24 protein-coding genes are annotated in these 23,717 nt (G+C 70.2%); 10 read left to right on the forward strand and 14 right to left on the reverse strand.

Translation table 11 applies throughout. The features are described 5' to 3' along the window. Positions 1 to 4: 4 nt before the first annotated feature. Positions 5 to 748: a protein-L-isoaspartate(D-aspartate) O-methyltransferase gene (locus tag ACSQ9I_RS08465; protein WP_436312838.1), complete on the reverse strand. Its 744-nt coding sequence runs from the start codon at positions 746 to 748 to the stop codon at positions 5 to 7. 202 nt (positions 749 to 950) lie between these two features. Here ACSQ9I_RS08465 and ACSQ9I_RS08470 point away from each other — a divergent pair, with 202 nt between their 5' ends. Beyond that, entirely contained in the window at positions 951 to 4,166 is a 3,216-nt protein-coding gene (locus tag ACSQ9I_RS08470) for a galactose oxidase-like domain-containing protein (protein WP_436312839.1), read from the forward strand. Between the two features lie 92 nt (positions 4,167 to 4,258). Here the strand turns inward: ACSQ9I_RS08470 and ACSQ9I_RS08475 are convergent, their stop codons facing one another. The 5 genes from ACSQ9I_RS08475 to ACSQ9I_RS08495 form a co-directional block, all read right to left on the reverse strand. After that, on the reverse strand, positions 4,259 to 5,374 hold the full coding sequence (locus ACSQ9I_RS08475; protein ID WP_436312840.1) for a cupin-like domain-containing protein: 1,116 nt from the start codon (positions 5,372 to 5,374) through the stop codon (positions 4,259 to 4,261). A 222-nt stretch (positions 5,375 to 5,596) separates the two neighbouring features. After that, entirely contained in the window at positions 5,597 to 5,797 is a 201-nt protein-coding gene (locus ACSQ9I_RS08480) for a hypothetical protein (protein ID WP_093101984.1), read from the reverse strand. Positions 5,798 to 5,834: 37 nt separating this feature from the next. Beyond that, positions 5,835 to 6,299: an EVE domain-containing protein gene (locus ACSQ9I_RS08485; protein ID WP_436312841.1), complete on the reverse strand. Its 465-nt coding sequence runs from the start codon at positions 6,297 to 6,299 to the stop codon at positions 5,835 to 5,837. Between the two features lie 7 nt (positions 6,300 to 6,306). Beyond that, entirely contained in the window at positions 6,307 to 6,945 is a 639-nt protein-coding gene (locus ACSQ9I_RS08490; protein WP_436290810.1) for a LysE family translocator, read from the reverse strand. Positions 6,946 to 7,001: 56 nt separating this feature from the next. Next, a complete protein-coding gene (locus tag ACSQ9I_RS08495) occupies positions 7,002 to 8,060 on the reverse strand; it encodes an adenosine deaminase family protein (protein WP_436312842.1) in 1,059 nt (352 codons plus the stop codon). A 137-nt stretch (positions 8,061 to 8,197) separates the two neighbouring features. On the opposite strand from ACSQ9I_RS08495, the gene ACSQ9I_RS08500 reads away from it, so the two are divergent. The 9 genes from ACSQ9I_RS08500 (at position 8,198) to deoA (ending at position 18,031) form a co-directional block, all read left to right on the forward strand. Beyond that, a complete protein-coding gene (locus ACSQ9I_RS08500; protein WP_436312843.1) occupies positions 8,198 to 9,169 on the forward strand; it encodes a BMP family lipoprotein in 972 nt (323 codons plus the stop codon). A 143-nt stretch (positions 9,170 to 9,312) separates the two neighbouring features. Next, positions 9,313 to 10,881, forward strand: a complete 1,569-nt coding sequence (locus ACSQ9I_RS08505) for an ABC transporter ATP-binding protein (protein WP_436312844.1) — start codon at positions 9,313 to 9,315, stop codon at positions 10,879 to 10,881. Then, positions 10,878 to 12,020, forward strand: a complete 1,143-nt coding sequence (locus ACSQ9I_RS08510; RefSeq protein WP_436312845.1) for an ABC transporter permease — start codon at positions 10,878 to 10,880, stop codon at positions 12,018 to 12,020. The genes ACSQ9I_RS08505 and ACSQ9I_RS08510 overlap by 4 nt, the downstream gene beginning before the upstream one ends. After that, a complete protein-coding gene (locus tag ACSQ9I_RS08515; RefSeq protein ID WP_436303306.1) occupies positions 12,013 to 12,981 on the forward strand; it encodes an ABC transporter permease in 969 nt (322 codons plus the stop codon). The genes ACSQ9I_RS08510 and ACSQ9I_RS08515 overlap by 8 nt, the downstream gene beginning before the upstream one ends. Further along, positions 12,981 to 13,397, forward strand: coding sequence for a cytidine deaminase (locus ACSQ9I_RS08520; protein ID WP_436290807.1), 417 nt, complete (start codon positions 12,981 to 12,983; stop codon positions 13,395 to 13,397). The genes ACSQ9I_RS08515 and ACSQ9I_RS08520 overlap by 1 nt, the downstream gene beginning before the upstream one ends. An 82-nt stretch (positions 13,398 to 13,479) precedes the next feature. Further along, positions 13,480 to 14,277, forward strand: a complete 798-nt coding sequence (locus ACSQ9I_RS08525) for a purine-nucleoside phosphorylase (protein ID WP_436312846.1) — start codon at positions 13,480 to 13,482, stop codon at positions 14,275 to 14,277. A 22-nt stretch (positions 14,278 to 14,299) separates the two neighbouring features. Next, positions 14,300 to 15,907, forward strand: a complete 1,608-nt coding sequence (gene ushA, locus ACSQ9I_RS08530) for a bifunctional UDP-sugar hydrolase/5'-nucleotidase UshA (protein WP_436312847.1) — start codon at positions 14,300 to 14,302, stop codon at positions 15,905 to 15,907. Between the two features lie 13 nt (positions 15,908 to 15,920). Further along, positions 15,921 to 16,691, forward strand: a complete 771-nt coding sequence (gene deoC, locus ACSQ9I_RS08535) for a deoxyribose-phosphate aldolase (protein ID WP_436312848.1) — start codon at positions 15,921 to 15,923, stop codon at positions 16,689 to 16,691. Further along, positions 16,691 to 18,031 (forward strand): thymidine phosphorylase, encoded by a 1,341-nt coding sequence (gene deoA, locus ACSQ9I_RS08540; protein WP_436312849.1) that lies wholly within the window; start codon positions 16,691 to 16,693, stop codon positions 18,029 to 18,031. Before deoC ends, deoA begins: the two co-directional genes overlap by 1 nt. An 18-nt stretch (positions 18,032 to 18,049) precedes the next feature. Here the strand turns inward: deoA and fliR are convergent, their stop codons facing one another. The 8 genes from fliR to ACSQ9I_RS08580 all read right to left on the reverse strand — a co-directional run bounded on the left by fliR (position 18,050) and on the right by ACSQ9I_RS08580 (position 23,703). Continuing rightward, positions 18,050 to 18,844 carry a flagellar biosynthetic protein FliR gene (fliR, locus tag ACSQ9I_RS08545; protein ID WP_436312850.1) on the reverse strand — a complete coding sequence of 265 codons (795 nt, stop codon included), beginning with the start codon at positions 18,842 to 18,844 and terminating at the stop codon, positions 18,050 to 18,052. 7 nt (positions 18,845 to 18,851) lie between these two features. Then, on the reverse strand, positions 18,852 to 19,121 hold the full coding sequence (gene fliQ / locus ACSQ9I_RS08550; protein WP_093102001.1) for a flagellar biosynthesis protein FliQ: 270 nt from the start codon (positions 19,119 to 19,121) through the stop codon (positions 18,852 to 18,854). Continuing rightward, entirely contained in the window at positions 19,118 to 19,885 is a 768-nt protein-coding gene (gene fliP / locus ACSQ9I_RS08555) for a flagellar type III secretion system pore protein FliP (RefSeq protein WP_093102003.1), read from the reverse strand. Before fliP ends, fliQ begins: the two co-directional genes overlap by 4 nt. Further along, on the reverse strand, positions 19,882 to 20,367 hold the full coding sequence (gene fliO / locus ACSQ9I_RS08560) for a flagellar biosynthetic protein FliO (RefSeq protein WP_436312851.1): 486 nt from the start codon (positions 20,365 to 20,367) through the stop codon (positions 19,882 to 19,884). Before fliO ends, fliP begins: the two co-directional genes overlap by 4 nt. Next, positions 20,364 to 20,807 (reverse strand): flagellar motor switch protein FliN, encoded by a 444-nt coding sequence (gene fliN / locus ACSQ9I_RS08565; RefSeq protein WP_093102006.1) that lies wholly within the window; start codon positions 20,805 to 20,807, stop codon positions 20,364 to 20,366. The genes fliO and fliN overlap by 4 nt, the downstream gene beginning before the upstream one ends. Continuing rightward, positions 20,800 to 21,801 carry a flagellar motor switch protein FliM gene (gene fliM / locus ACSQ9I_RS08570; RefSeq protein ID WP_093102008.1) on the reverse strand — a complete coding sequence of 334 codons (1,002 nt, stop codon included), beginning with the start codon at positions 21,799 to 21,801 and terminating at the stop codon, positions 20,800 to 20,802. Before fliM ends, fliN begins: the two co-directional genes overlap by 8 nt. Positions 21,802 to 21,813: 12 nt before the next feature. Continuing rightward, entirely contained in the window at positions 21,814 to 22,296 is a 483-nt protein-coding gene (fliL, locus tag ACSQ9I_RS08575) for a flagellar basal body-associated protein FliL (protein WP_436290800.1), read from the reverse strand. Between the two features lie 99 nt (positions 22,297 to 22,395). Further along, positions 22,396 to 23,703, reverse strand: coding sequence for a flagellar hook-length control protein FliK (locus tag ACSQ9I_RS08580; RefSeq protein WP_436312852.1), 1,308 nt, complete (start codon positions 23,701 to 23,703; stop codon positions 22,396 to 22,398). Between the last annotated feature and the right edge of the window lie 14 nt (positions 23,704 to 23,717).

Below are 23,717 nucleotides of genomic sequence, written 5' to 3' on the forward strand. Positions count from 1 at the left end.
CGGCTCAACGCTTGCCGGTCAGCGGCACGAAGGCCACCGGCAGGATCTGCCGCGTCGAGACCGTCCCGTCCGCGTTCTTCTCGACCAGCATCAGTTGTTGGACCATGAAGGCCGCGCCCACCGGAATCACCATACGGCCGCCGGCCCTGAGCTGGCGGATGAGCGGCGGCGGGATGTGGCTGGCCGCGGCGGTGACGAGGATGGCGTCGTAGGGCGCATGCTCTTCCCACCCGTGGTAGCCGTCGCCCAGGCGCACCTCGACATTGCGATAGCCCAGCGCCCGCAGCCGCTCCCTGGCCGCCAGACCGAGCGGCTCGACGATCTCGATGCTGTAGACCGCGCCGGCCAGCTGCGCCATCACCGCGGCCTGGTAGCCGGAGCCGGTGCCGACTTCGAGCACCTTGTGGCCGGGCTCCGCGCGGGCCAGGTCGGTCATCAAGGCGACGATGTAGGGCTGCGAGATGGTCTGTCCGTGGCCGATCGGCAGCGGCCGGTTCAGGTAGGCGTAGGGAAGCTGGTCGGCGGGAATGAAGGCATGCCGCGGCACCTTCGCCATGACCTCCATCACGCGCGCGTCGAAGGCGCGCTTGCCGGTGTCGGCGTGGGTCTCGCGCGCGTGTGCCGCGATCTGTTGCGCCATGCGCTGGCGCTCGGCCACGAACGCGTCGGCCGCGGCGGACCGGCCCCCTGTCACGGCCAACAGGAGCGCGGCGGCAACGACAACGAGGCGGACGGTGAGTGCGGCCATCGTTTGCCGATCATGGCCCTGCGCGGGAGCGCGGTCCACCCCTCCAGGCCGCGCTGCCCCGTGCCCTGCCGCTGGGCTTGCATGGCGCCTCTTCGGTGCCGGCCTAGGGCTTTGCCTTAGGTCTTTGGCTCTACCCAGATTGGAGGACGCGGTCCGAGCACGGCCGATGTATAACCGCAAAGTTCTCACTTCTGGGGGGGATATGGCAACTGCCTCGCCGGATCCGCGTGCTTCGGGCTTCGCATGGATCGCCTTGTGCGCCCCGTTCGTGATCACCGCTTGCGGTGGCGGCGGGGACAGTGCAGGCACCGGCATCGCCGGCATGCCCACCGGTGCCGGCGATGCACCGGCACCAGCGCCAGCGCCGGCCGCTGGAGCAATGCCCAAGCCGCCGTCTCCACCCTCGCCCATCAGCAAGGCCGTCAGATCGCTGGACGACATCGGCCGGCTGCGGCAGCTGGAGCGGGATCGCACCGCGCCCATCGACCGTGGCCCGGGCGCGCCCGACCAGACCATCGCCGCCGCCGCTGCGGCACCGGCAGCAGCCCCGGTGGCGCCCAGCACGGGCGGTCAATGGGCCGCCCCGATCACCTGGCCGATCAATGCCATCCACGCCGTGCTGACGCCCGACGGCAAGGTCATGAGCTACGGCACCGACCCGAGCGGCGCCCAGGGCGCCCAGCTCTACTACGACGTGTGGACGCCCGCCACCAACGCCCACAGCCTGCTGCAGCACACCACGCGCACTGATCTCTTCTGCACCGCCCAGTCCACGCTGCCCTCCGGGCTCGTGCTGCTGGCCGGCGGCGACACGCGCGGGTTGACGCCGAATCAGGTCAACGGGGGCGTGCGCGACGTCAACCTGTACGACCCGGCCGCGGCCACCATCTCGCCGGGGCCGCCGATGGCCTATGCGCGCTGGTACGGCACGCTGGTGCCGCTGGCCGACGGACGCCAGCTCGTCCTGGCCGGCATCGACGGCGGGGGTGCGGGCTCCGGGGTGCCCGAGATCTACCGGCCCACGCTCGGCTGGCAGACCCTCAACATGCAGGACTGGCCGGCCGACTGGTTCTACCCACGCGCCGTGCTAGCGCCCAACGGGCGCGTGCTGGTGACCAGCGGCAACCGCCTGTTCAGCATGAACACCGAGGCCCCGTTCATCATGCAGATCGGGACGCTGCCCAAGACGGCGAACTGGGCCATGCCCTGGACCATGTTCGACCGCGGCAAGGTCCTGCTGATCGCCGAGGACGGCAGCGCGATGGTGGTGGATTTCAATGGTGCCGCCCCCGTCGTGACCTCCATCCCGGGGCCCGGGGCCGACCGCATCTGGGCCACGGCGACCGTGATGGCGGACGGCAAGGTGCTGGTCACCGGCGGCTCGGCGAGCTACAACGAGCTGGTCGACACCGCCTTCACCGCGATGATCTGGAACCCGGCGAACGGGCAGTGGACCACCGGTGCGGCGGCGACGAAGGCACGCCTCTACCACTCGACGGCGATGCTGCTGCCGGACGGCACGGTGCTGTCGGCCGGCGGCGGCTCGCCCGGGCCGGTGGTGAACCTCAATGCCGAGATCTACTCGCCGCCCTACCTGTTCGACAGCAACGGCCAGCGTCGGCCACGCCCCATCATCGACCAGACACCGGCCCAGCTGACGCTCGGCACCGACTTCCGCGTCACCGTCGCGTCCTCGCGGCCGATCGGGCGCGTCACGCTGATTCGCACCGGCGCGGTCACGCATTCCACCGATTTCGGGCAGCGCTTCCTCGAGCTGCCCTTCACCCAGGCCACGGGAAGCGCGAACGTCGACATCACCTTCAACGAGAGCCCGAACGTCGTGCCCATCGGGCACTACCTGCTGTACGTGATCGACGACGCGGGCGTGCCCTCGATCGGGAAGATCCTCAAGGTGGATGGCAGCGTGACGAAGGTCGCCGACCAGGGCCAGACCTTCACCCTGCCTGCGCCCACCGTCGTGCAGTTCGGCGTGGGCGGGAACTGGACCCCGAAGACCGTCACCGGCAACGTCAGCTGCAAGAGCGATTTCTTCGGCATCAATCCTTCCCCCACCGTCACGAAGAGCTGCCACGTGCTCACGACCAAGGCCTCCGGCGTGACCCTGGGCAGCACGCAGACGACCACCGACCGCACCGTCGCCGCGCAAGGCGGCAGCTTCAACATGTCGAGCGCGACGCTGGTGAGCTACGGCGCCGACAACCGCTGGGTGCACAAGGTCGTGACCGGCGCCGCCACCTGCACCGTCTCCTTCTTCGGCAGCGACCCGGCGCCGTCGGTGGCGAAGTCCTGCGTGGCGGATTCGGGCGTCACGGGATCGCCCCCGCCGCCGCCGCCGCCTCCACCCCCGCCACCGCCGCCGCCGCCACCACCAGCGCCGCCGCCATCGGGGACGACGCTGGCCACCGAAGGCGGCACCTTCACCGTGTCAAGCCCGACCCTGGTGCGCTATGGCGCCGACACGCGTTGGGTGGAGAAGACGGTCAACGGCACGGTGCCCTGCACCAACGAGTTCTTCGGCACTGACCCGGCGCCCTTCGTAGTGAAGTCCTGCGTGACGGCCACGGCCCCGCCGCCGCCTGCACCTGCACCTGCACCTGCACCTGCACCTGCACCTGCACCTGCACCTGCACCTGCACCTGCACCTGCACCTGCACCTGCACCTGCACCTGCACCTGCGCCTGCGCCTGCACCTGCGCCTGCACCTGCACCTGCACCTGCACCTGCGCCTGCGCCTGCGCCTGCGCCTGCGCCTGCGCCTGCGCCTGCGCCTGCGCCTGCGCCTGCGCCTGCGCCTGCGCCGTCCGGGGCGACGCTGGCCATGGAGGGCGGCACCTTCACGGTGTCGAGCCCGACGCTGGTGGCCTATGGCGCCGACACGCGCTGGGTGCAGAAGACCGTCAGCGGCACGGTGCCTTGCACCAACCAGTTCTTCGGCACCGACCCGGCGCCCTTCGTGGTGAAGTCCTGCAGGCTGGTGACCGCGTCCCCGCCGCCGCCACCACCGCCTGCGCCCGCACCCGCACCCGCACCCGCGCCTGCACCCGCGCCTGCACCCGCACCCGCACCCGCACCCGCACCCGCACCTGCGCCTGCACCTGCACCCGCACCTGCGCCTGCACCCGCACCTGCACCTGCGCCTGCACCCGCACCTGCACCTGCACCTGCACCTGCACCTGCACCTGCACCGGCCCCAGCGCCAGCGCCAGCGCCGCCACCCTCGGGCGCATTCCTGGCCAACGAGGGACAAAGCTTCACCGTGTCGGCGCCGACCGTGGTGAGGTATGGCGCCGATACGCGCTGGGTGGAGAAGACGGTCAACGGCACGGTGCCCTGCACCAACGCGTTCTTCGGCACCGACCCGGCGCCCTTCGTCGTCAAGTCCTGCCGCGTCGCCTGAGCCGAGGCTTCAGACGTCGAAGCGCACGCCCTGCGCCAGCCGCAGGGCGCGCGGCGGAACAGCGCCGAGCACACGGCAGGGCGCGTGCTTCATCAAACATCCGTGGACGGGACGGCACGCGGCACCGGGTCGAAGTAGGTGAACTGGTTCGGGATCGGCAAGGCCAGATTCGAGTACGAGAAAGACACGCTGACGTCCAGCGCGCGCACCTGGTGCCACCAGCCCAGCGGCAGGAACATGGTCTCGCCCGGCCAGACCACGACTTCGAGCACGCGCACGCCCTCGAACAAGGGAAACTGTCTCAGGTCGACCGCATCCAGGTCGATGGGGCTGAAGACGCCGTTCGTGTTGTACAGGCGCGGCCCCTGCAGCGGCGAGACGAGGCGCCAGCGCTTGCGCCCGACGACCTGCGTGTGGAACAGCATCAGCGTGTCGTGGTGCAAGGGGGTGACGGTGCCTCCCGGCCCGAACCAGAACGAGGAACGCCCGGCCAGTTCCGCGCGATCGCAGCACGGCGGCAGGCTGCCTATGTCATCCAGCAGCGGCGCGAAGTCGGGCCGCCGCAACGCTTCGTTGTTGGCGGTGAGGTAGTAGTCGTTGCTTTCGCCGCCGGCGAGCACCTGGTCGACGAAATCGCCCAGGCGGAGAGTCCGCCGATGCGAGGCCTTGTCTTCTTCGTAGCGTGGATTCGCCTGGCGTTCGGCCTGGACCTCGACATCGACATGGCCGAACCGCATCTTCAGGTCGGCCGGCGACCACCGCCGCATCGCCGGCCAGTCCCGCGTATGGCCCGTGAGCACCAGGGGCCGGCAGCCCCGCACGTAGCGATCGATGAATTCATCCTCGCTGACCGACACGCGCTTGTCCACGATGCCGTACATCGGGTCGATCTCCCAGAGCAGCTGCAGGTTGGCCAGCGTCGACTCGAGCTTGCGAAGTTGCTGCGCCCGACCCTCGGCCGCGATGTAGACCGCGTTGACGGGCACCAGCTCGATCAGCTCCGCGCTGGCTCGCGCGTCGACGCCGGCAGCGGTCATGACCGCCAGCATCGATTCCGGCGTGCAGCCGCGCAGCAGCTGCTCGGTGACCCAGCGCACCCACTCGGGGGTCAGCGGTCCGCCCGCTGGAGCCGGGGATGCCTTCTCGGCCTGGCTCTCGGCCTGACTCTCAGGCGGCCGCGGCGGAGCAGGCGGCATAGCTGGATTCATGCGGCGATCTCCTGCGTTCTCTGCTTGTCCATTGTGTGCCGAACCCGGCCGAGATAGTGGCCGGACAGAGCTTCACCGTCTCGAGACCGACCCTGGTGAGGGACGGTGCCGATACGCGCTGGGTGGAAAAGACCGTCACCGGCACGGCCCAATGCACCAACGCCTACTTCGGCACCGACCCGGCGCCGTAGGTGGTGAAGTCGTGCAGGGTGGCCTGAGCCGTCACTCGCAACGAAACAGAATGCCGGCTTCGGCCTGGGCCTTGCCGAGCATCCGCGCGGTCGAGGCTTTTTCTCGGCAGTAGTTCGATGCGTCGGCGGATGTGGGGGCGCGCAGCACGCCTTCGCGAACGCGGACAACCTCGTTGGGCGTGGAGCAGCCGGCGATGGCCAGGACGAGCGGGAGCAGGGTGCGCAAGTTCATTCGATTCTTGTGTGAGGTCTGTAGGGACCGGTTTTTTTCAAGCCAGCATCTTGTCGACGATGAGGTGCCAGTGCGTGGCATCGACGGGTGTGATCGACAGGCGATTGCCCTTGCGCAGCACCACCATGTCGGCCAGCGCGGGCGTCGCACGCATCTCGGGCAGGCCCAGCAGCCGGGTCTTGCGCAGCGCCTGCACGTCCAGCAGCAGCCAGCGCGGGTGTTCCGGCTTGGAGGCCGGGTCGTGGTAGGGCGACTTCGGATCGAACTGAGTCGGATCGGGCCGTGTGCCGGAAGCCACGCGAGCGATGCCGACGATGCCCGGTTGGGGGCAGCTCGAGTGGTAGAACAGCACGCCGTCGCCGATCTGCATCTCGCTGCGCATGAGGTTGCGCGCCTGCCAACCGCGCACGCCGGTCCATGGCACGGTCGCATCGGGCGCGGCCAGCGCGTCGTCGATCGAGCACTCGTCGGGCTCGGATTTCATCAGCCAGTGGCGAGACATCGCAGGCTCAGCGCGTGGGCCGCGTGCCCATGGCCGTGAGCACGCCCAGGCCGATGAAGGAGGTGCCCGCGAGCCGGTTGCCCCAGACCGCATGCCGCGCCGCGCGGCCGAGGCGCGGTGCGACGAGACTGGCCGTTAGCACATAGACCAGGTCGGTGCAGCCGGCGACGGCTATGAAGACGCCGCCCAGCGCCAGGGTCTGCATCAGCGGGCTGGCGTGCGCGTCCATGAACTGCGGCAGGAAGGCGGCGAAGAACAGGGTGGTCTTCGGGTTCAGCAGCGCCACCACGAAGCCGTCGCGGAAGACGCGCCGCAAGGGCTTGCGCGGCGCCTGCGGCGTGGTGATTGCGATGGCCGGCGCCGTCCGCCACATCCGGATGCCGAGATACACGAGGTAGGCGGCGCCGGCCCACTTGACCACGGTGAAAGCGGTCGACGATACGGCGAACAAGGCGGCCAGGCCGAGCGCGGCGCCCACGGCGTTGGCGAGGTTGCCGAGTGCCACGCCCAGCACGGAAGCCAGGCCGCAGGCGCGGCCCTGCGCCAGGGTGCGGGCGACGATGTAGACGACGGCGGGGCCGGGCGTGAGGGCAAGCACCAGGCTTGCGGCCACGAAAGCCAGGAGGAGGGGCGTGTCGGGAAGCATGTGAACTCCAGAATTCTCAGACCGGCAAGTATCCCCGCACCATCGCTGATTGCAACTCACCCGGTGCGGTCCTGCCAGACTTGCAGCGCAGCCTGCGCCTGCAGGCGCGCCGGCGCGGGAAGGAAGGAATGCTCGGCCGCTTGCAGGCCCATCGCCGCGAGGTCGCGCAGGCCCAGGCCGTTGTCGCGCACCAGGCCCATCGCTTCTCCGCTCATGCTGACCATCGAGATCAGCCGGTTGTCGGTATGGAAGGACAGGCTCAGGCCGGCCTGCCAGAGTCGCCGGATCGGGTGGGCCGCCAGCGACGCGGCAGCGCCGGTGTGGACGTTGCTGGTGGGGCACAGCTCCAGGTGCACGCCGCTGGCGCGCACTTCGTCGAGCATCGCGCGGGCCGCGCTGCCGGCCTCCGCGTCCAGCGCGTCGGCCAACCGCACGCCGTGCCCGATGCGGCGCGCACCCAGGCGCGCCGCTTCCAGCACGCGCTCGGCCGCGTCGGCCTCGCCGGCATGGCAGGTGATCGGCAGGCCGGCCTCGCGCGCCATGGCGAAGGCGGCGGCATGGCGCGACGGCGGATGGCCCCGTTCGGCGCCCGCCAGGTCGAAGCCGATCACGCCCTCGGCGCGGTAGCGCAGCGCCAGGCGCATCACGCGCTCGCTGTGCGCGCTGGGCTGCTCGCGCATGGCGCACAGGATCAGCCCGCTCGGGAGCGGGCTCTGGCGCAAGCCGGCCAAGAGCGCCTCGACCGCGGCCTCGGGCGGCACGCCCATCGGCTCGAACAGCAGCGGCGCGATGCGGAACTCGGCCAGCACGCAGCCGTCGAGCCGCGCGTCCTCGGCCGCCTCGAAGGCCACGCGCGCGAGCGCGGCGGGGCTGGCCATGGCCGCGACCGTGAGGGCGAAGCCGCGCAGGTACTCGGCGAGGCTGCCGGCATGGGCGCGCGCGTCGAACCAGGCCGCCAGCGCTGCGGCGTCCGGCGCCGGCGCGGCCAGGCCGCGTGCACGCAGCAGTTCGAGCAGGGTGGCCGGTCGCAGGCCGCCGTCGAGATGCTCGTGCAGCAGCACCTTCGGCAACGCCTGCAGGTGTTGCGAGAGCGCGGGAGAGAGCGGAGCGGCCATCGCGGCATGGTAGTGGAGCTAGTGGTGCCCCGGGGTTGATGCGGCGCAAGTCTTGCTATCCTGACCCGAGGCTCTCGCGAGCCCTGCAACGCAGCAAGAAGTCTTACAGCCGGATCGCCAACACCAAGGATGCGCACATGAAACTCAACAAGGCCCTTGTCCTCGCTTTCGCCGCCGGCGCCGCGCTGGTGGCAGGTGCCGAGCCGGCCATCGTCTACGACATGGGCGGCAAGTTCGACAAGTCCTTCAACGAAGCGGCCTACCGCGGCGCCGAGATGTGGAAGAAGGAAAGCGGCAAGCCCTACCTCGACTTCGAGATCGCCAACGAGGCGCAGCGCGAGCAGGCCATGCGCCGCATGGCCGCGCGCGGCGCCAACCCGGTGATCGGCATCGGCTTCTCGCAGGGCAGCAGCATCGAGAAGGTGGCCAAGGAATTCCCCAAGCTCAACTTCGCGATCATCGACTCGGTGGTCAAGCTGCCCAATGTCGAATCGATCGTGTTCAAGGAGCAGGAGGGAAGCTTCCTGGTCGGCATGATGGCGGCGCTGGCCAGCAAGAGCGGCAAGGTCGGCTTCGTCGGCGGCATGGACATCCCGCTGATCCGCAAGTTCCAGTGCGGCTATGAGCAGGGCGCCAAGTACGCCAACCCGAAGGTCGAGGTGAGCTCGGTCATGACCGGCACCACGCCCGCCGCCTGGAGCGACCCGACGCGCGGCAGTGAACTCGCCAAGGCGCAGTTCGCCAAGGGTGTCGACGTGGTGTTCGCCGCCGCCGGCGGCACCGGCTCGGGCGTCTACCAGGCCGCCAAGGATGCGGGCAAGCTTGCCATCGGCGTCGACAGCAACCAGAACCACCTGCAGCCGGGCACCATGCTGACCTCGATGGTCAAGCGCGTCGACGTGGCGGTGCTCAACGCCGCGAAGAAGCCGACCCCGGGCGTCACCTCGCTGGGCCTGAAGGAAGGCGGGGTCGACTACGCGCTGGACGAGCACAACGCCAAGCTGGTGAGCGCCGACATGAAGGCGAAGGTCGACGCGGCCAAGGCCGACATCATTGCGGGCAAGATCAAGGTGGCCGACTACATGGCCGACAACGCCTGCAAACTGTGACTCTCCCCCAGGCTTCGCGCACTTCGTGTCGCTACGCCAACCCCCTCACCGGGGGCAACACCAGCGGCCCGGCAAAGCCGGTTCCGCGGTGTTCCTGGTATCGCGTGGGGGCATTCGCCTTGCGTGGGGCGCGCTGAAATTCCATGAACGAGAGCCCCGCGCCCGCGGTGCGCATGACGCGCATCGACAAGCACTTCGGCGCCGTCCACGCGAATCGCGAAGTCACGCTCACGGTGCCGGCCGGCACGGTGCATGGCGTGGTGGGCGAGAACGGCGCCGGCAAGAGCACGCTGATGTCGATCCTGTACGGCTTCTACCAGGCCGACAGCGGCGAGATCGAGATCGAAGGCAAGGCTGCGCAGATTCGCGGCGCGCACGAAGCCATTGCCCTGGGCATCGGCATGGTGCACCAGCACTTCATGCTGGTCGAGTCGTTTTCCGCGCTCGACAACATCCTGCTCGGCGCCGAGCCGCACTGGCGGCTGCCGAACGCGCGCGCGCAGGTGCGCACGCGCCTCGAGGCGCTGATGCGCGACAGCGGCCTGCAAGTGCGGCTGGACCTGCCGGTCGAACAGCTGCCAGTTGGCGAACGCCAGCGCTTGGAGATCCTCAAGGCGCTGTTTCGCGGCGCGCGCATCCTGATCCTCGACGAGCCGACGGCGGTGCTCACGCCGCAGGAGACCGAGCAGCTGTTCGACACGCTGCGGGCCTTGCGCGCGCGCGGCACCACGGTGCTGCTGATCACGCACAAGCTCAAGGAAATCATGGCACTGTGCGACGCGGTGACGGTGATGCGCGCGGGCGCCGTGGTGCTGGCCTGCGCCACGGCCGACACCAGCGTCGACGCGCTCGCGCAGGCCATGGTCGGACGCCGCGTGCAGATGGGGCGCGTGGACAGCGCCGCGAGCGCCGCGAGCGCCGCGCGCGCCGCGAGCGCCGCGCCGCTGCTCGAAGCGCGCGGCCTGAACTGGCGCGACGCGCAGGGCACGCCGCGCCTGGTCGACGTGTCGCTGCAGTTGCGTGCGGGCGAGATCGTCGGCATCGCGGGCGTCTCGGGCAACGGCCAGAGCGAGCTGCTGGAGGTGCTCTCAGGCATGCTGGCGCCGCAGGCCGGCACGCTCACGCTGGGCTCGCGCTCCTTCACGCGCGAGCATTGGCTCGACCCTGAAGCCGCGCGCGAAGCAGGGCTCGCCCATGTGCCGGAAGATCGGCACCGGCGCGGCCTGGTGCTGCCCTTCGCGGCCTGGGAATCGGCCGTGCTCGGCTATCAGCGGCGCCCGCGCTACAGCCGGCACGGCTGGATGAGGCAGTCGGCCATGCAGGCCGACACCGCGCGGATGATGGACGAGTACGACGTGAGGCCGCGCAATGTGCGCCTGACGAGCGCCAAGTTCTCCGGCGGCAACCAGCAGAAGCTGGTGCTGGCGCGCGAAGCCGCGCCGAAGCCGCGGGTGCTGCTGGTGGGCCAGCCGACGCGCGGGGTCGATATCGGCGCCATCGAGTTCATCCACGGTCGCCTGCGCGCGATGGCGGCCGGCGGCGGTGCGGTGCTCGTCGTCTCGTCCGAGCTCGACGAGATCCTGGCGCTGGCCGACCGCGTGCTCGTGATGGCCGGCGGACGCATCGTCGGCGAGCGCCCGGTCGCCCAGTGCGACGAGACCACGCTGGGCCGCCTGATGTGCGGCGCGGGCGACGAGGTCGCGAAGTCGTGAATCCTCAAGGCACCGATCTGCCGCGATGGATCGACCTCTTGGTCCTGCCGCTCGTCAACCTCGCGCTGGCCCTCCTGGCCTGCGGCATCGTCGTCGCCGTGGTCGGCCACAACCCCTGGCAGGTGCTCACGCTGCTGATCCAGGGTGCCTTCGGCAGCCGCATGGGCGTGAGCTACACGCTGTACTACGCCACCACCTTCGTCTTCACCGGCCTGGCGGTGGCGGTCGCTTTCCATGCGGGCCTGTTCAACATCGGCGGCGAAGGCCAGGCCATGATGGGCGGGCTGGGCACCGCGCTGGCGGCCCTGGCGCTGGGCGAACATCTGCCGCGCTGGGCCATGCTGCCGCTGATGATCGGCGCCGCCATGCTGTTCGGCATGTGCTGGGCCGCGGTGCCGGCGGCGCTGCAGGCCTGGCGCGGCAGCCATGTGGTGATCACCACCATCATGTTCAACTTCATCGCCTCGGCGCTCCTGGCCTATCTGCTGGTCGACGTGCTCAAGGAGCCCGGCAACATGACGGTGGAGAGCCGCGCCTTCGCGCCGTCGGCGCACCTGCCCGGCGTGCACGAAGCGCTCGCCGGCCTCGGCATCGAATGGCCGGCCTCGCCGCTCAACCTGAGCGTGCTGCTGGCGCTGGCCGCGGCCGTGGGCGTGTACCTGCTGCTGTGGCGCTCGCAGCCGGGCTACGCCATCCGCGCGGTCGGCCATGCGCCGGAGGCGGCGCACTACGGCGGCATGCGGCCGCGCGTGCAGATCATGGTGTCGATGGCGTTGTCCGGCGCGCTGGCCGGGCTGGTGGGCATCAACGAGATCGCGGGCGTGCACGGGCGCTTGCTGCTCGAGTATGTGGTGGGCGCCGGCTTCGCCGGCATCGCGGTCTCGCTGATCGGGCGCAACCACCCGGTGGGCATCGTGCTGGCAGCGCTGCTCTTCGGCGCGCTGTACCAGGGCGGCTCCGAACTGGCCTTCGAGATTCCCGGTTTCAGCCGCGACATGGTGTACACGCTGCAGGGCCTGATCGTGCTGTTCTCCGGCGCGCTGGCGCATGTGGCGGCGCCGACGCTGGCACGGCTGTGGCGCGCGACGCGCCGTGCGCCGCGCGCCGCGGCGGCAGCAGGGAGCACCGTCGATGGATGAAGTCGCGCTCGGCACCTTGCTGGCCTCGACCCTGCGCGTGGCGACGCCGCTGATCCTGTGCGCGCTGGCCGGTGCGCTGGCCGAGCGCTCGGGCGTGATCGATCTGGGCCTCGAAGGCAAGATGCTGTCCTGCGCTTTCGCCGCCGGCAGCGTCGCTGCGCTGAGCGGCTCCTTGGCCCTGGCCCTGGCCGTGTCGCTCATCGTCGGCGTCGCGCTCTCGCTGCTGCAGGGCTTCGGCTGCGTGACCCATCGCGGCGACCAGGTGGTGATGGGCATGGCCATCACCATGACGGCCGCCGGGCTGACGGTGGTGCTGGGCATCGCGTGGTTCCAGCAGGGCGGCCAGACGCCCCCGCTGCCCGACACGGTGCGCCTCGCGCCGTGGGGGGCGGGCGCCGGCGAGGCGCTGCGCGCGCTGCCCTGGGTGGGCACGGTGCTGGGGCTGGGCCTGTTCGGCCACAACGCGCTGGTGTATCTCGCCATCGCGCTGGTGCCGGCCGTCTGGTGGCTGCTGTTTCGCACCCGCTTCGGCCTGCGCCTGCGCGCCACCGGCGAGAACCCGGCCATGGTGGATGCGGCGGGCGTTTCCATCACCGCGCTGCGCTACCGGGCGCTCATGCTCAACGGCGTGCTGTGCTCCCTGGCCGGCAGCTACCTGGTGCTGGCGCAGAATCCGTCGTTCATGCCGAACATGACGGCCGGCCGCGGCTACATGGCCCTGGCCGCCATGATCTTCGGCAAGTGGCATCCGGTCGGCGCCTTTTTCGCCTGCCTGTTGTTCGGCTTTCTCGACGCGGTGTCGATCCGCTTGCAGGGCACGGTGCTGCCCTTGATCGGCGCCGTGCCGGTGCAGGCGGTCCAGGCCTTGCCCTACCTGATGACGGTGGTGCTGTTGGCCGGCTTCGTGGGCAAGGCGCGTGCGCCCAAGGCGCTCGGCATCCCGTACGTGAAGGAGCGATGATGGCCGTTTCGCAGACCCAGATGACGCAGTTGATCGATGCCGCCCGCGCCGCCCGCGAGCGCGCCTATGCACCCTATTCGAAGTTCGCAGTCGGCGCCGCGCTGCTCGACGAACGCGGCCAGGTCCATGCGGGTTGCAACATCGAGAACGCCGCCTATCCGCAGGGCCAGTGCGCCGAGGCCTCGGCGCTCGCGCACCTGGTGCTGGCCGGCGGCACGCGGGTGCTGGCGGCGGTGGTGGTCGGCGTGGCCAAGGCGCCCGTCACGCCGTGCGGCGGCTGTCGCCAGAAGCTGCGCGAGTTCGCCGACGACGACACGCCGGTGTGGTGTGCCGACCTGCGCGAGGTGCGCGGCCGCTACACGCTGGGCGAGCTGCTGCCGGCGAGCTTTGGTCCGGCGCATCTGCCGTCGCCATGAGCGCAGCGCCGGGCCGCCCCAAGCAAGCCCGCGCCCCCTCGGGGGGCAGCGAGGACACGAAGTGCCGAGCGTGGGGGTCGCCATGAACGCCATCGAAGCAAGCGCCGCGCGCATCCGTGTCGCCGGTCCCGTGCCCGAGCTGGCGGTGGTGCTCGGCTCCGGCTGGGACCGCGCCGCCGAGCTGGTCGAGGCGCCCACGGACATCCCTTATCCCGAGCTGCCCGCCTTCCCGGCGCTGAACGTCGACGGCCATGCCGGCATCCTGCGGCTGGGCCGCATCGGCGGCCGCGCGGTCGCGCTCTTGCGCGGCCGCAAGCACGCCTACGAAAGCGGCGACGCGGCGGCCATGAAGGGCCCAATCCGCAGCCTGGCCGCCGCCGGCTGCCGCATCCTCGTGCTGACCAATGCCGCCGGCAGCCTGGACGCGAACATGGGCCCGGGCTCGCTGATGCTGATCGCCGATCACCTCAACATGGCCCAGCGCACGCCGCTGCACGACGAGCCCGGCTCGGACCGCTTCGTCGACATGAGCGATGCCTACGATCCGGCCTTGCGCGCGCAGGCCCGCGCCGCGGCCGCGCAGGCGGGCATCGCGCTGCACGAAGGCGTCTATGCCTGGGTGCTGGGCCCGCAGTTCGAGACCCCGGCCGAGATCCGCATGCTGCGCCTGCTGGGCGCGCAGGCCGTGGGCATGAGCACCGTGCCCGAGGTCATCCTGGCGCGGCATGCGGGCCTGAAGGTGCTGGCCTTCTCGATGCTCACCAACATGGCTGCGGGGCTCTCCGATGAAAGCCTGAGCCACGCCCACACCCTGCGCAACGCGCGCGCCGCCGACCAGGACGCATCGCGCCTGCTCGCAGCGGTCATTGCAGCGATCTGATCTGCTCTGGAGGATTCGACCCATGCGCATGCCATTCATCGCCGCCGCCGCCGCGCTGGCCCTGCTGGCCGGCTGCGCCACGGCGCCGGGCGAGCGCGCGCCGATCAAGCTGACCGTGCTGCACACCAACGACCACCACGGCCGCTTCTGGACCAATGCCGACGGCGAATACGGCATGGCCGCGCGCAAGACGCTCATCGACCGCCTGCGCGCCGAGGTGCAGGCCAGCGGCGGCTACACGCTGCTGCTCGACGGCGGCGACATCAACACCGGCGTGCCCGAGTCCGACCTGCAGGACGCCGAGCCCGACTTCAAGGGCATGAACCTGCTCGGCTACGACGCCTCGGCGGTCGGCAACCACGAGTTCGACAAGCCGCCCGTGGTGCTGGACAAGCAGCGCCAGTGGGCCGGCTTTCCGCTGCTCTCGGCCAACATCTACAAGAACGGCCAGCGCATGTTCGAGCCCTACCGCGTGTTCGAGCGCGGCGGCTTGCGGATCGCGGTGCTGGGCCTGACCACCGACGACACGGCCAGGATGGTGATGCCCGCCAACATCGCGGGCATCGAATTCCGCAAGCCCATCGACGAGGCGGCCCAACTGCTGCCCGAGCTGCGCGCCAAGGCCGACATGGTGATCGCCGCCACCCACATGGGCCACTACACCGACGGCCGGCGCGGCGTCAACGCGCCGGGCGATGTGGAAATGGCGCGCGCCACCCGCGGGCTCGACCTGATCGTCGGCGGCCACAGCCAGAACCCGGTCTGCATGCTGCAGGAAAACCTGCGCAACGACGCCTACGTGCCCGGCACGCCCTGCGCGCCCGACCGTCAGAACGGCACCTGGATCGTGCAGGCGCACGAATGGGGAAAGTACGTGGGCCGGGCCGACTTCGAGGTGCGCCCGGGCCGGATCGAGTTGATCAAGTACCAGCTGATTCCGGTCAACCTCAAGCGCACTGTGGACGGCAAGAAGGTCGCGTATGAAGAGACCATTCCCGAGGACGCTGGCGTGCGCGCCTTCCTGCAGCCCTTCCAGGACAACGGGCAGGCGCAGCTGACGGTGCCGGTGGGCGAAGCAGCCGGCGTGTTCGACGGTGATCGCGAACGGGTGCGCAGGCAAGCCACCAATCTCGGCCGGCTGATCGCCCAGGCCATGCGCGACAAGACGGGCGCCGATGTCGCGCTCATGAATTCGGGCGGGGTGCGCGATTCGCTGCCCAACGGCCGCATCACCTACCGCGACGTGCTCAAGGTCCAGCCTTTCGGCAATCAGGTGACCGTGGTACAGCTCACGGGCGCCGAGCTGCTCGGCTACCTCGAAGCCGCGGCCAGGATGACACCGGGCTCGGGCGGCTTCCCGCAGACGGCGGGCGTGCAGATGCTGATCGAAGGCGGACGGCTGAAGGATGCCAAGGTCAACGGCCAGCCCATCGACCCGCGGCGCGCGTACCGGCTGGCGATCAACAACTTCACTGCCACCGGCGGCGACGGCTATCCCAAGCTGGCGACGCATCCGGGCTACCTCAACACCGGCTTCGTCGATGCCGAGGTGCTGCGCGCCTACATCGCCGGCCGCAGCCCGCTCAAGGCCGCCGACTACGCACCGGGCGACGAGGTGTTAAGGAGATGATGTGGAAACCGACATGACACGCGACGCGCGCATTGCGCTGGCCTGCCTGGACCTGACCAGCCTCAACGACGGCGACGACGCGGCCGCCATCGATGCCTTGTGCGCCAAGGCGCAAGGGCCGGCCGGCCCGCCGGCGGCGCTGTGCGTGTGGCCGCGCTTCGTGGCGCAGGCCAGGGCCGCGCTGCCGGCATCGATCCGCGTCGCGGCCGTGGCCAACTTCCCCGACGGCGCGCTCGACAGCGAACGCGCCTTGCGCGAGACGCAGGCCATCCTCGCGGCCGGCGGCGACGAAGTGGACCTGGTCCTGCCCTGGCGCGCTCTCGCCGCGGGCAATGCGGACAGCGCGGCGGCCCTGGTCGCGCAGGTGCGCGCGGCCTGCGCCGCCTGCGCGGGCAAGACGCTCAAGCTCATCATCGAATCCGGCGAACTTCAGTCGCCCGAACTGATCCGCCAGGCCTGCCGCATCGGGCTCGATGCCGGCGTCGACTTCCTCAAGACCAGCACCGGCAAGACGGCCACGGGCGCGACGCCCGATGCCGCGCGCGCGATGCTCGAGACCATCGCCGGCCACGCGCGAAAAGATGAGGTCGGCTTCAAGGCCTCGGGCGGCGTGCGCACGGTGGCCGATGCGGCGATCTACATCGCGCTGGCGCGCGAGATGCTGGGCGAGTCGGCCATCGGACCGAAGCGGCTGCGCTTCGGCGCCAGCGGCCTGCTGGCCGACATCGAGTCGGTGTTGCTGCAGAAAGGCGCCGGCAAGCCATCCGTTCCCGGAGTCTATTGATGCTGCTGCCGGCCGAGGTCATCCGCGCCAAGCGCGATCGCCATGCGCTCTCGCCGGCGCAGATCGAAGCCTTCGTGCGCGGCCTCACCGACGGCAGCTGGAGCGAAGGCCAGATCGCCGCGCTGGCGATGGCGATCCTGCTCAACGGCATGGACGATGGCGAATGCGTGGCACTGACGCGCGGCATGACCCATTCCGGCGAAGTGCTGCAATGGCCCGATGTGCCGGGCCCGGTGCTCGACAAGCATTCCACCGGCGGCGTGGGCGACAAGGTGAGCCTCATGCTGGCGCCGATCGTCGCGGCCTGCGGCGGCGTGGTGCCGATGATCTCCGGCCGCGGCCTGGGCCACACCGGCGGCACGCTGGACAAGCTCGAATCGCTGGCGGGCTACCGCGTCGAGCCGTCGCTTGATGCGCTGCTCGCCGTTCTGCGCGATGCCGGCTGCGCCATCGTCGGCGCCGGCCCCACGCTGGCACCTGCCGACAAGCGGCTCTACGCGATTCGCGACGTGACGGCCACGGTCGAATCGCTGCCCTTGATCACCGCCAGCATCCTCTCCAAGAAGCTCGCGGCCGGGCTCGAGGGACTGGTGCTCGACGTGAAGGTGGGCAACGGCGCCTTCATGCCGAGCCTGGATAGCGCGCGGGCGCTGGCCAAGAGCCTGGTCGACGTGGCGGCCGGCGCCGGCTTGCGCGCGGAGGCGCTGATCACCGACATGAACCAGGTGCTGGGCCGCAGCGCGGGCAATGCGCTCGAAGTGCGCGAAGCGATCGATTTCCTGATGGGCGTCGAACGCGAGCCGCGGCTGCTCGAAGTGACCCTGGCGCTCGCGGCGCGGCTGCTGCGCCTAGGCGGCCTCGCGGCCGACCTGCCCGAGGCCAGGGCCCACGCCATGCGCGCGCTCGACAGCGGCGCGGCCGCCGAGCGTTTCGCGCGCATGGTGTCGGGCCTGGGTGGTGCGAGCGACCTCGGGCAAGCAGTGCGCCAACTGCCGGAGGCGCCGGTGCAATGCGATCTGCCGGCACCGCAAGACGGCGTACTGGTGGCGGCGGACGTGCGCGCTATCGGCCTGGCCATCGTTGCCCTGGGCGGCGGCCGGCGCCGCGCCGAAGACCGCATCGATCCGCGCGTCGGGCTCACGCAGGTGCTGCCGCTGGGCAGCAAGGTACGCAAGGGCGAGCCGCTGGCGCGCGTGCATGCGGCCAGCCAGGCCGATGCCGAAGCGGCGATCGCGGCGCTGCAGGCGGCCATGCGCATCGAAGAAGACGGCACGCAAGGGTCGGCAGCGCCTGATGTGCCGGCCCCGGTGATCTGCGCGGAGATCACGCGGGCGCCGTAGCGCGCCCCATGCCTGGACTCAAGGCCGCAAAGCCTGCGTCAACTCCATCACCGACGACAAGCCCGCCGCGATGCGCGGCGCGAGGAAGGCGCCCATCTGCGGTATCAGCAGTTGCAGCATGCCGATGCCCGCGAGCAGCGTCAGCGGAAAGCCCACCGCGAAGATGCTGAACTGCGGCGAGGCGCGGTTCAGGATGCCCATCGCCAGGTTGAGCGTGAGCAGCGCCGTGACCAGCGGCAGCGCCAGCATCAGGCCGTTGGCGAAGATCTGGCCGGCGCCCGCGACGAGGAACATCCAGCCGCGCGCGGCCAGCGGCGCGTCGGCGATCGGCAGGGTCTGGAAGCTCTCGGCGAGCGCGGCGATCAGCAGCAGGTGGCCGTCGAGCGCGAGGAAGATCAGCATCGCCAGCATGTGCAGCAGGCGCGCGACCACCATGGTGGCGCCGCCGCTCATCGGATCGAAGAAGGACGCGAAGGACAGGCCCATCTGCAGGCCGATGTACTCGCCCGCCGCCAGCACGGCGGCGAACACCAGCCGCATCGCGAAGCCGATGGCGCCGCCGATGAGCACCTGCTGCACCAGGATCCAGACGCCGCCCGCGGACACCACCGGCACCTGCGGCATCGGCCCGATGGTGGGCGCGACGGCCACCGCGAGCAGGGCCGCGATCGCGACCTTGATCTGCCGCGGCACGCCCGGCTCGCCGAAGATCGGCGCGGTGCTGACCAGCGCCAGCATGCGCACGAAGGGCCAGAGGAAGGCCACCATCCAGGCGTTGAGTTCCCCCGAGGTGACCGAAAAGACCGGCGGCATTGCGCCTCTAGGTCACGAGCTGCGGAATGCTCGAGAACAGCGTCCGCATGTAGTCCACGATCTGGCCCAGCATCCAGGGCCCGGCGATCACCAGCACAGCGAACACCGCCAGCAGCTTCGGGATGAAGGACAGCGTGGCTTCGTTGATCTGCGTGGCGGCCTGGAAGATGCTGATGACCAGGCCGACCACCAGCGCCACCAGCAGCAGGGGAGCGCCGAGCAGCAGCGACACATGGATCGCCTGGCTGCCGATGGCCATGACGGATTCGGGCGTCATAGATAGAAACTCTCGGCCAGCGCACCGATCAGCAACTGCCAGCCGTCGGCCATGACGAAGAGCATCAGCTTGAAGGGCAGCGCGATGGAGGCGGGTGGCACCATCATCATGCCCATCGACATCAGCACGCTGGCCACCACGAGGTCGATGATGAGGAAGGGGATGAAGATGGTGAAGCCGATCTGGAACGCGGTCTTCAGCTCGCTGATCACGAAGGAGGGCAAGAGGATGCGCAGCGGCACTTCCTCAGGTCCTTCCATCGCCGGCACCTTGGCCAGCCGCGCGAAGAGCGCGAGGTCGTTCTCGCGGGTCTGCTTCAGCATGAAGGTCTTGAAGGGGCCGATGCCGCGTTCGAGCGCGCGCTCGGCGCTGATCTTGTTTTCAGAGAAGGGCTTGTAGGCCTCGTTGTAGACCTTGTCGAAGACCGGCGACATCACGAAGAAGGTCAGGAAGAGCGACAGGCCCACCAGGATCTGGTTGGGCGGCGACGATTGTGTGCCGATGGCGGTGCGCAGCAAGCCCAGCACGATGAGGATGCGCGTGAAGCTGGTCATGCACAGCAAGAGCGCCGGCAGGAAGGACAGCGAGGTCAGCAGCACCAGCGTCTGCACGCTCAGCGACCAGGTTTGGCTGCCGCCCGGGCCGGGCGTGCTCACGAGGCCGGGCAGGCCCTGCGCCCAGGCGGCGATCGGCAGTGCAGGCAGCACGAGCGCCAGCAGTAGGCCCGCGCGACGCAGGCAACGACGACGGTGGCCCTGCATCATTCTCCCGGCCGCGGCCTGACGCCGAGCGATTCGCGCAGCTTCTGCGCGAACAGGCCGAGCGCCTGGGAGGTTCTCGCATCCAGCGGCGTGGCCGCCGGCGCCGAGGCCACGGCTTGCGCCGGCAGCGTGTGCAGGGTGTTGATCTGGCTGGCCGTGACGCCCAGCACCAGCCAGGTCGCACCCACTTCCACCACCACCACGCGCTCGCGCTGGCCGACCATGGAGCTCGACAGCACCTTCACGAGATTGCCGCCGCCGAAGCGCTGCAGGCCGAAGCGGCGTGCCATCCATGCGCACGCAAAAATCAGCGCGAGCACCACCAGCATGCCGAAGCCGGCCTGCAGCAGGCCGGAGGCGCCGACTGCCGGCGCGGCCTCGGCGGCGGGTGTCGGCACGGTGGGCAGCGCCGCGCGCGCCGGCAGCGTGCATGCCCACGCGAGAAGAGAGGCCGCGGCCCGCAGCGGTCGCCTGCAAGGAATCATGAGCGGCTGAGCTTCTGCATGCGCTCGGAGGGCGTGACGATGTCGGTCAGGCGGATGCCGTACTTCTCGTTCACCACCACCACCTCGCCCTGTGCGATCAGGTAGCCGTTGATCAGCACGTCCAGCGGCTGGCCGGCCAGGCCGTCGAGCTCGACCACCGAACCCTGCGAGAGCTGCAGCAGGTTCTTGATGGTGATGCGCGTGCGGCCGATCTCGGCCGTGAGCTGCACCGGCACATCGAGGATGCGTTCGATGTCGACCGGCGAGCTGTGGGCCGTCGGCGCGTTCTGGATCGGCTGGAAGACCTGTGCGCCGGCCGGCGCCGCCACGGGTGCGGGTGCGGCGGCCTGCAGGGGCGCAGGCGCGGAGGCCGCGGTCTGCTCGGCCAGCGCGCTGGCCCAGTCGTCCGCATCGCTGCTGGAAGGAGTGTTGTCAGTCATGGTCGTTCTTCAGATCGCTGTCTTGGTGGGAGATCATCTGTTGCACGCGCAGCGCATAGCGTTCGTTCGAGACGCCGAAGCCGCACTCCATCACCGGAATGCCGTCGACGCGCGCGACGACGGAGCTCGGCAGCTCGATCGGCAGTACGTCGCCGACCTGCAGCTTCATCAGCTCGCCGATGGTCGAGGGGATGGTCACGAAGTCGGCGCTGAGCTCGACGTCGGCGCTCTGCATCTGCTGCGACATCTGCTTGACCCAGCGCTTGTCGACCTCGATCTCGTCCTGCACCGGGTTGGACAGCAGGTCGCGGATCGGCTCGATCATCGAGTAGGGGATGCACACGTGCACGAAGCCGCCGACCGGGCCGAACTCGACCTGCAGCGTGGTGGTGATCACCACCTCGTTGGGCGCGACGATGTTGGCCAGCTTGCCGTGCATCTCGGCGCGCACGTAGTCGAAGGCGAGCGGAAACACCGGCTGCCAGGCGTCGCCGTAGCACTGCAGCGTGAGGTTCAGCAGGCGCTTGATGATGCGCTGCTCGGTGCGCGTGAAGTCGCGCCCTTCCACGCGCACGTGGTAGCGGCCGTCGCTGCCGAACAGGTTGTCCACCACCAGGAACACCAGCTTCGGATCGAACACGATCAGTGCGGTGCCGCGCAGCGGCTTGAAGTGCAGCATGTTGATGTTGGTCGGCACCGGCAGGTGGCGCACGAACTCGCCGTACTGCTGGATCTGCACCGGCCCGACCGAGATGTCGGCGCTGCGCCGCATGAAGTTCAGCAAGGAGCTGCGCAGATGGCGCGCGAAACGCTCGTTGATGACCTCCAGCGTGTGCATGCGGCTGCGCACCACGCGGTCGGGCGCACCGAGGTCGTAGGCCGGCAGGCCGTCGGTAGCCGGCGTGGGCGCGCGGGTCTGGTCGACGGCTCCGCCGGTGACGCCTTGCAGCAGCGCATCGACCTCGTCCTGCGAGAGCACCTGTTCATAGGCCATGCCAGGAGACCCTTACTGCACCACGAAGGTGTTGAAGGAAACGCTGGAGATGTCCTGCGCGGGCAGGTTGGGACCGAGCGGCTTGTTGAGCTCGGCGCGGATCTCCTCGGCCAGCCGGGCCTTGTCCTGAGTGGACAGCAGCGACTCGGGCTGGCGGTTTGACAGCAGCAGCAGCAACCGGCTGCGCAGCTCGGGCATGGATTCGACGATCTGCGTCTTGGCCTGCTCGTCGCGCACCTTGAGCGCCATGCCGATGTGCAGGAAGCGCCCGCGGCCTTCGGACTGCACGTTGACGGTCAGCGGTTCGAGCGTGACGAAGATGGGCTTCTGCGGCACCGGCGCGGCGGCTTCGCGTGCGAAGAGGTTGCTGCGGCTCAAGGCATAACCGCCGCCGCCGAGGGCGCACAGGCCGACGGCGATCAGCAGCCCGATCAGCAGCTTCGACGAGCGCGGGGCGGAGGGAGCGACTTGGGTGAGTGAGGGACTGGTGGCCATGGGTGGGAGCTGCTGCAAAACGATTCGGTCTATTCTTGGCCGGCGCACGCGCAAGCGAAGCGCCGATCAAGCGGGGGAAAGGGCCTCAGATCTCGCGTTTCAGGCGAAGGTATCGAGTCCGGCGCGGCCGGTACTGCGCGCGGCCACAGGCATGCGAGGCGCAACGGCATCGGTGCCCGTGTCCGCGCGCCCGGGATACGCCGCCTGCCGCGAGGACGAGGGCTGCTGCTGCGGCTGGCCGAAGCCGCCGCCTTGTCCGGCCCAGGGCCGCGACTCGGCACCGACCGAGGTCTGGCCCAGGCTGATGCCCTGCTCGGCGAGCGTGCTGCGCAATTGCGGCAGCGCGGCCTCGACGGCCTTGCGAACGGATTCATGGGCCGACACGAACATGGCCTGCGCCTGGTTGTCGCCGAGACTGAGCGTGACCTTGAGCGGGCCGAGGCCGGCCGGGTTGAGGTTGAGCTCGGCCACCTGATGGCCGCCGGTGCTCATGCGCAGCATCTGCTGGCCGATGGCCGGGCCCCATTCGTCGCTGCCGACCGGCGGTGCGACGGTCAACACGGGTGTGGGGCCGGCGGGTGCGCTGGCGCGCTCCACCGCCTGCGGCATGAAAGACGTCGATGTGGGGACCAGAGTCGGGGATGCCGGGCTCTGCGCTGCGGCTGCATCGGCACGCTCGGTGCTCGTCGCGGCAGCCGGCACCGTCTTCGTCTCGTCGACGGAGGGCAGCGCGGGCGATGCCTTGGCCTGCTGTTGCGCGGCCGTGCCGGCGGCCGGGGCTTTCGCCGAGGCGAGGGCGCTCGCGGCCGGCGGCAGCGGTGTTGCAGCGACGGCTGCCGGCGCGGCGGCGTCGGCAACGCTCGCATCCGCTGCCACGGGCAGCGCCTTGGCGGTGTCGACCTGTGCCGCAGCTGCTTGTGCAGGAAGCGTTTTCGCCTCCGGGCCTGCGTCTTGCGTTGCGGGGAGGGTCTTGGCTGCTGCTTCGGTGTCGGCTTCGGTCAGGGCGGTCGCCGGCGGCGTCTGCGCAAGCAAGGGGTCTTGGGCAACATCCGTTGCCATCGACACCTCTGCCTTGGCTTCGCTCGGCAGGCCGGCGGCGGGCGTCGCCACGGCCGTCGGTTGAGCCGCGACCGGCGCGGGCGCGAACAGTGCGAAGGCCAGCAGATCGGAGACGAGCTCGTCCTTCTTGTCCGCGCCGCGCTCCGGCTTCGGAAGCGCAGCGGCCTCGGCAGGCGCTGCGTCCGGCGATGCCTCGGACTTCCGCGTACCGGCGGCGCGCGAGCGCTCGAGCACCTCGCCGAAGCGCTGTCCCTGCGGCTCGTCGGCCGGGCGGCCGCGCAGGCCGGAGGATGTGAGCGGCTGGCTGGGCGCGGCCGGGCCGGCAGAGGGAGCGATGAAGGTGGACATGGCGGTTCCAGGTA

This window comes from Variovorax sp. LjRoot84 (assembly GCF_964254305.1).
GTDB lineage: Bacteria > Pseudomonadota > Gammaproteobacteria > Burkholderiales > Burkholderiaceae_C > Variovorax.

Bases quoted from the DNA above. Each gene is read 5' to 3' on its own strand.
- ACSQ9I_RS08465 (WP_436312838.1), bottom strand. From the start codon at position 748: ATGGCCGCACTCACCGTCCGCCTCGTTGTCGTTGCCGCCGCGCTCCTG.
- ACSQ9I_RS08470 (WP_436312839.1), top strand. From the start codon at position 951: ATGGCAACTGCCTCGCCGGATCCGCGTGCTTCGGGCTTCGCATGGATC.
- ACSQ9I_RS08475 (WP_436312840.1), bottom strand. From the start codon at position 5,374: ATGAATCCAGCTATGCCGCCTGCTCCGCCGCGGCCGCCTGAGAGTCAG.
- ACSQ9I_RS08480 (WP_093101984.1), bottom strand. From the start codon at position 5,797: ATGAACTTGCGCACCCTGCTCCCGCTCGTCCTGGCCATCGCCGGCTGC.
- ACSQ9I_RS08485 (WP_436312841.1), bottom strand. From the start codon at position 6,299: ATGTCTCGCCACTGGCTGATGAAATCCGAGCCCGACGAGTGCTCGATC.
- ACSQ9I_RS08490 (WP_436290810.1), bottom strand. From the start codon at position 6,945: ATGCTTCCCGACACGCCCCTCCTCCTGGCTTTCGTGGCCGCAAGCCTG.
- ACSQ9I_RS08495 (WP_436312842.1), bottom strand. From the start codon at position 8,060: ATGGCCGCTCCGCTCTCTCCCGCGCTCTCGCAACACCTGCAGGCGTTG.
- ACSQ9I_RS08500 (WP_436312843.1), top strand. From the start codon at position 8,198: ATGAAACTCAACAAGGCCCTTGTCCTCGCTTTCGCCGCCGGCGCCGCG.
- ACSQ9I_RS08505 (WP_436312844.1), top strand. From the start codon at position 9,313: ATGAACGAGAGCCCCGCGCCCGCGGTGCGCATGACGCGCATCGACAAG.
- ACSQ9I_RS08515 (WP_436303306.1), top strand. From the start codon at position 12,013: ATGGATGAAGTCGCGCTCGGCACCTTGCTGGCCTCGACCCTGCGCGTG.
- ACSQ9I_RS08520 (WP_436290807.1), top strand. From the start codon at position 12,981: ATGGCCGTTTCGCAGACCCAGATGACGCAGTTGATCGATGCCGCCCGC.
- ACSQ9I_RS08525 (WP_436312846.1), top strand. From the start codon at position 13,480: ATGAACGCCATCGAAGCAAGCGCCGCGCGCATCCGTGTCGCCGGTCCC.
- ushA (WP_436312847.1), top strand. From the start codon at position 14,300: ATGCGCATGCCATTCATCGCCGCCGCCGCCGCGCTGGCCCTGCTGGCC.
- deoC (WP_436312848.1), top strand. From the start codon at position 15,921: ATGACACGCGACGCGCGCATTGCGCTGGCCTGCCTGGACCTGACCAGC.
- deoA (WP_436312849.1), top strand. From the start codon at position 16,691: ATGCTGCTGCCGGCCGAGGTCATCCGCGCCAAGCGCGATCGCCATGCG.
- fliR (WP_436312850.1), bottom strand. From the start codon at position 18,844: ATGCCGCCGGTCTTTTCGGTCACCTCGGGGGAACTCAACGCCTGGATG.
- fliQ (WP_093102001.1), bottom strand. From the start codon at position 19,121: ATGACGCCCGAATCCGTCATGGCCATCGGCAGCCAGGCGATCCATGTG.
- fliP (WP_093102003.1), bottom strand. From the start codon at position 19,885: ATGATGCAGGGCCACCGTCGTCGTTGCCTGCGTCGCGCGGGCCTACTG.
- fliO (WP_436312851.1), bottom strand. From the start codon at position 20,367: ATGATTCCTTGCAGGCGACCGCTGCGGGCCGCGGCCTCTCTTCTCGCG.
- fliN (WP_093102006.1), bottom strand. From the start codon at position 20,807: ATGACTGACAACACTCCTTCCAGCAGCGATGCGGACGACTGGGCCAGC.
- fliM (WP_093102008.1), bottom strand. From the start codon at position 21,801: ATGGCCTATGAACAGGTGCTCTCGCAGGACGAGGTCGATGCGCTGCTG.
- fliL (WP_436290800.1), bottom strand. From the start codon at position 22,296: ATGGCCACCAGTCCCTCACTCACCCAAGTCGCTCCCTCCGCCCCGCGC.
- ACSQ9I_RS08580 (WP_436312852.1), bottom strand. From the start codon at position 23,703: ATGTCCACCTTCATCGCTCCCTCTGCCGGCCCGGCCGCGCCCAGCCAG.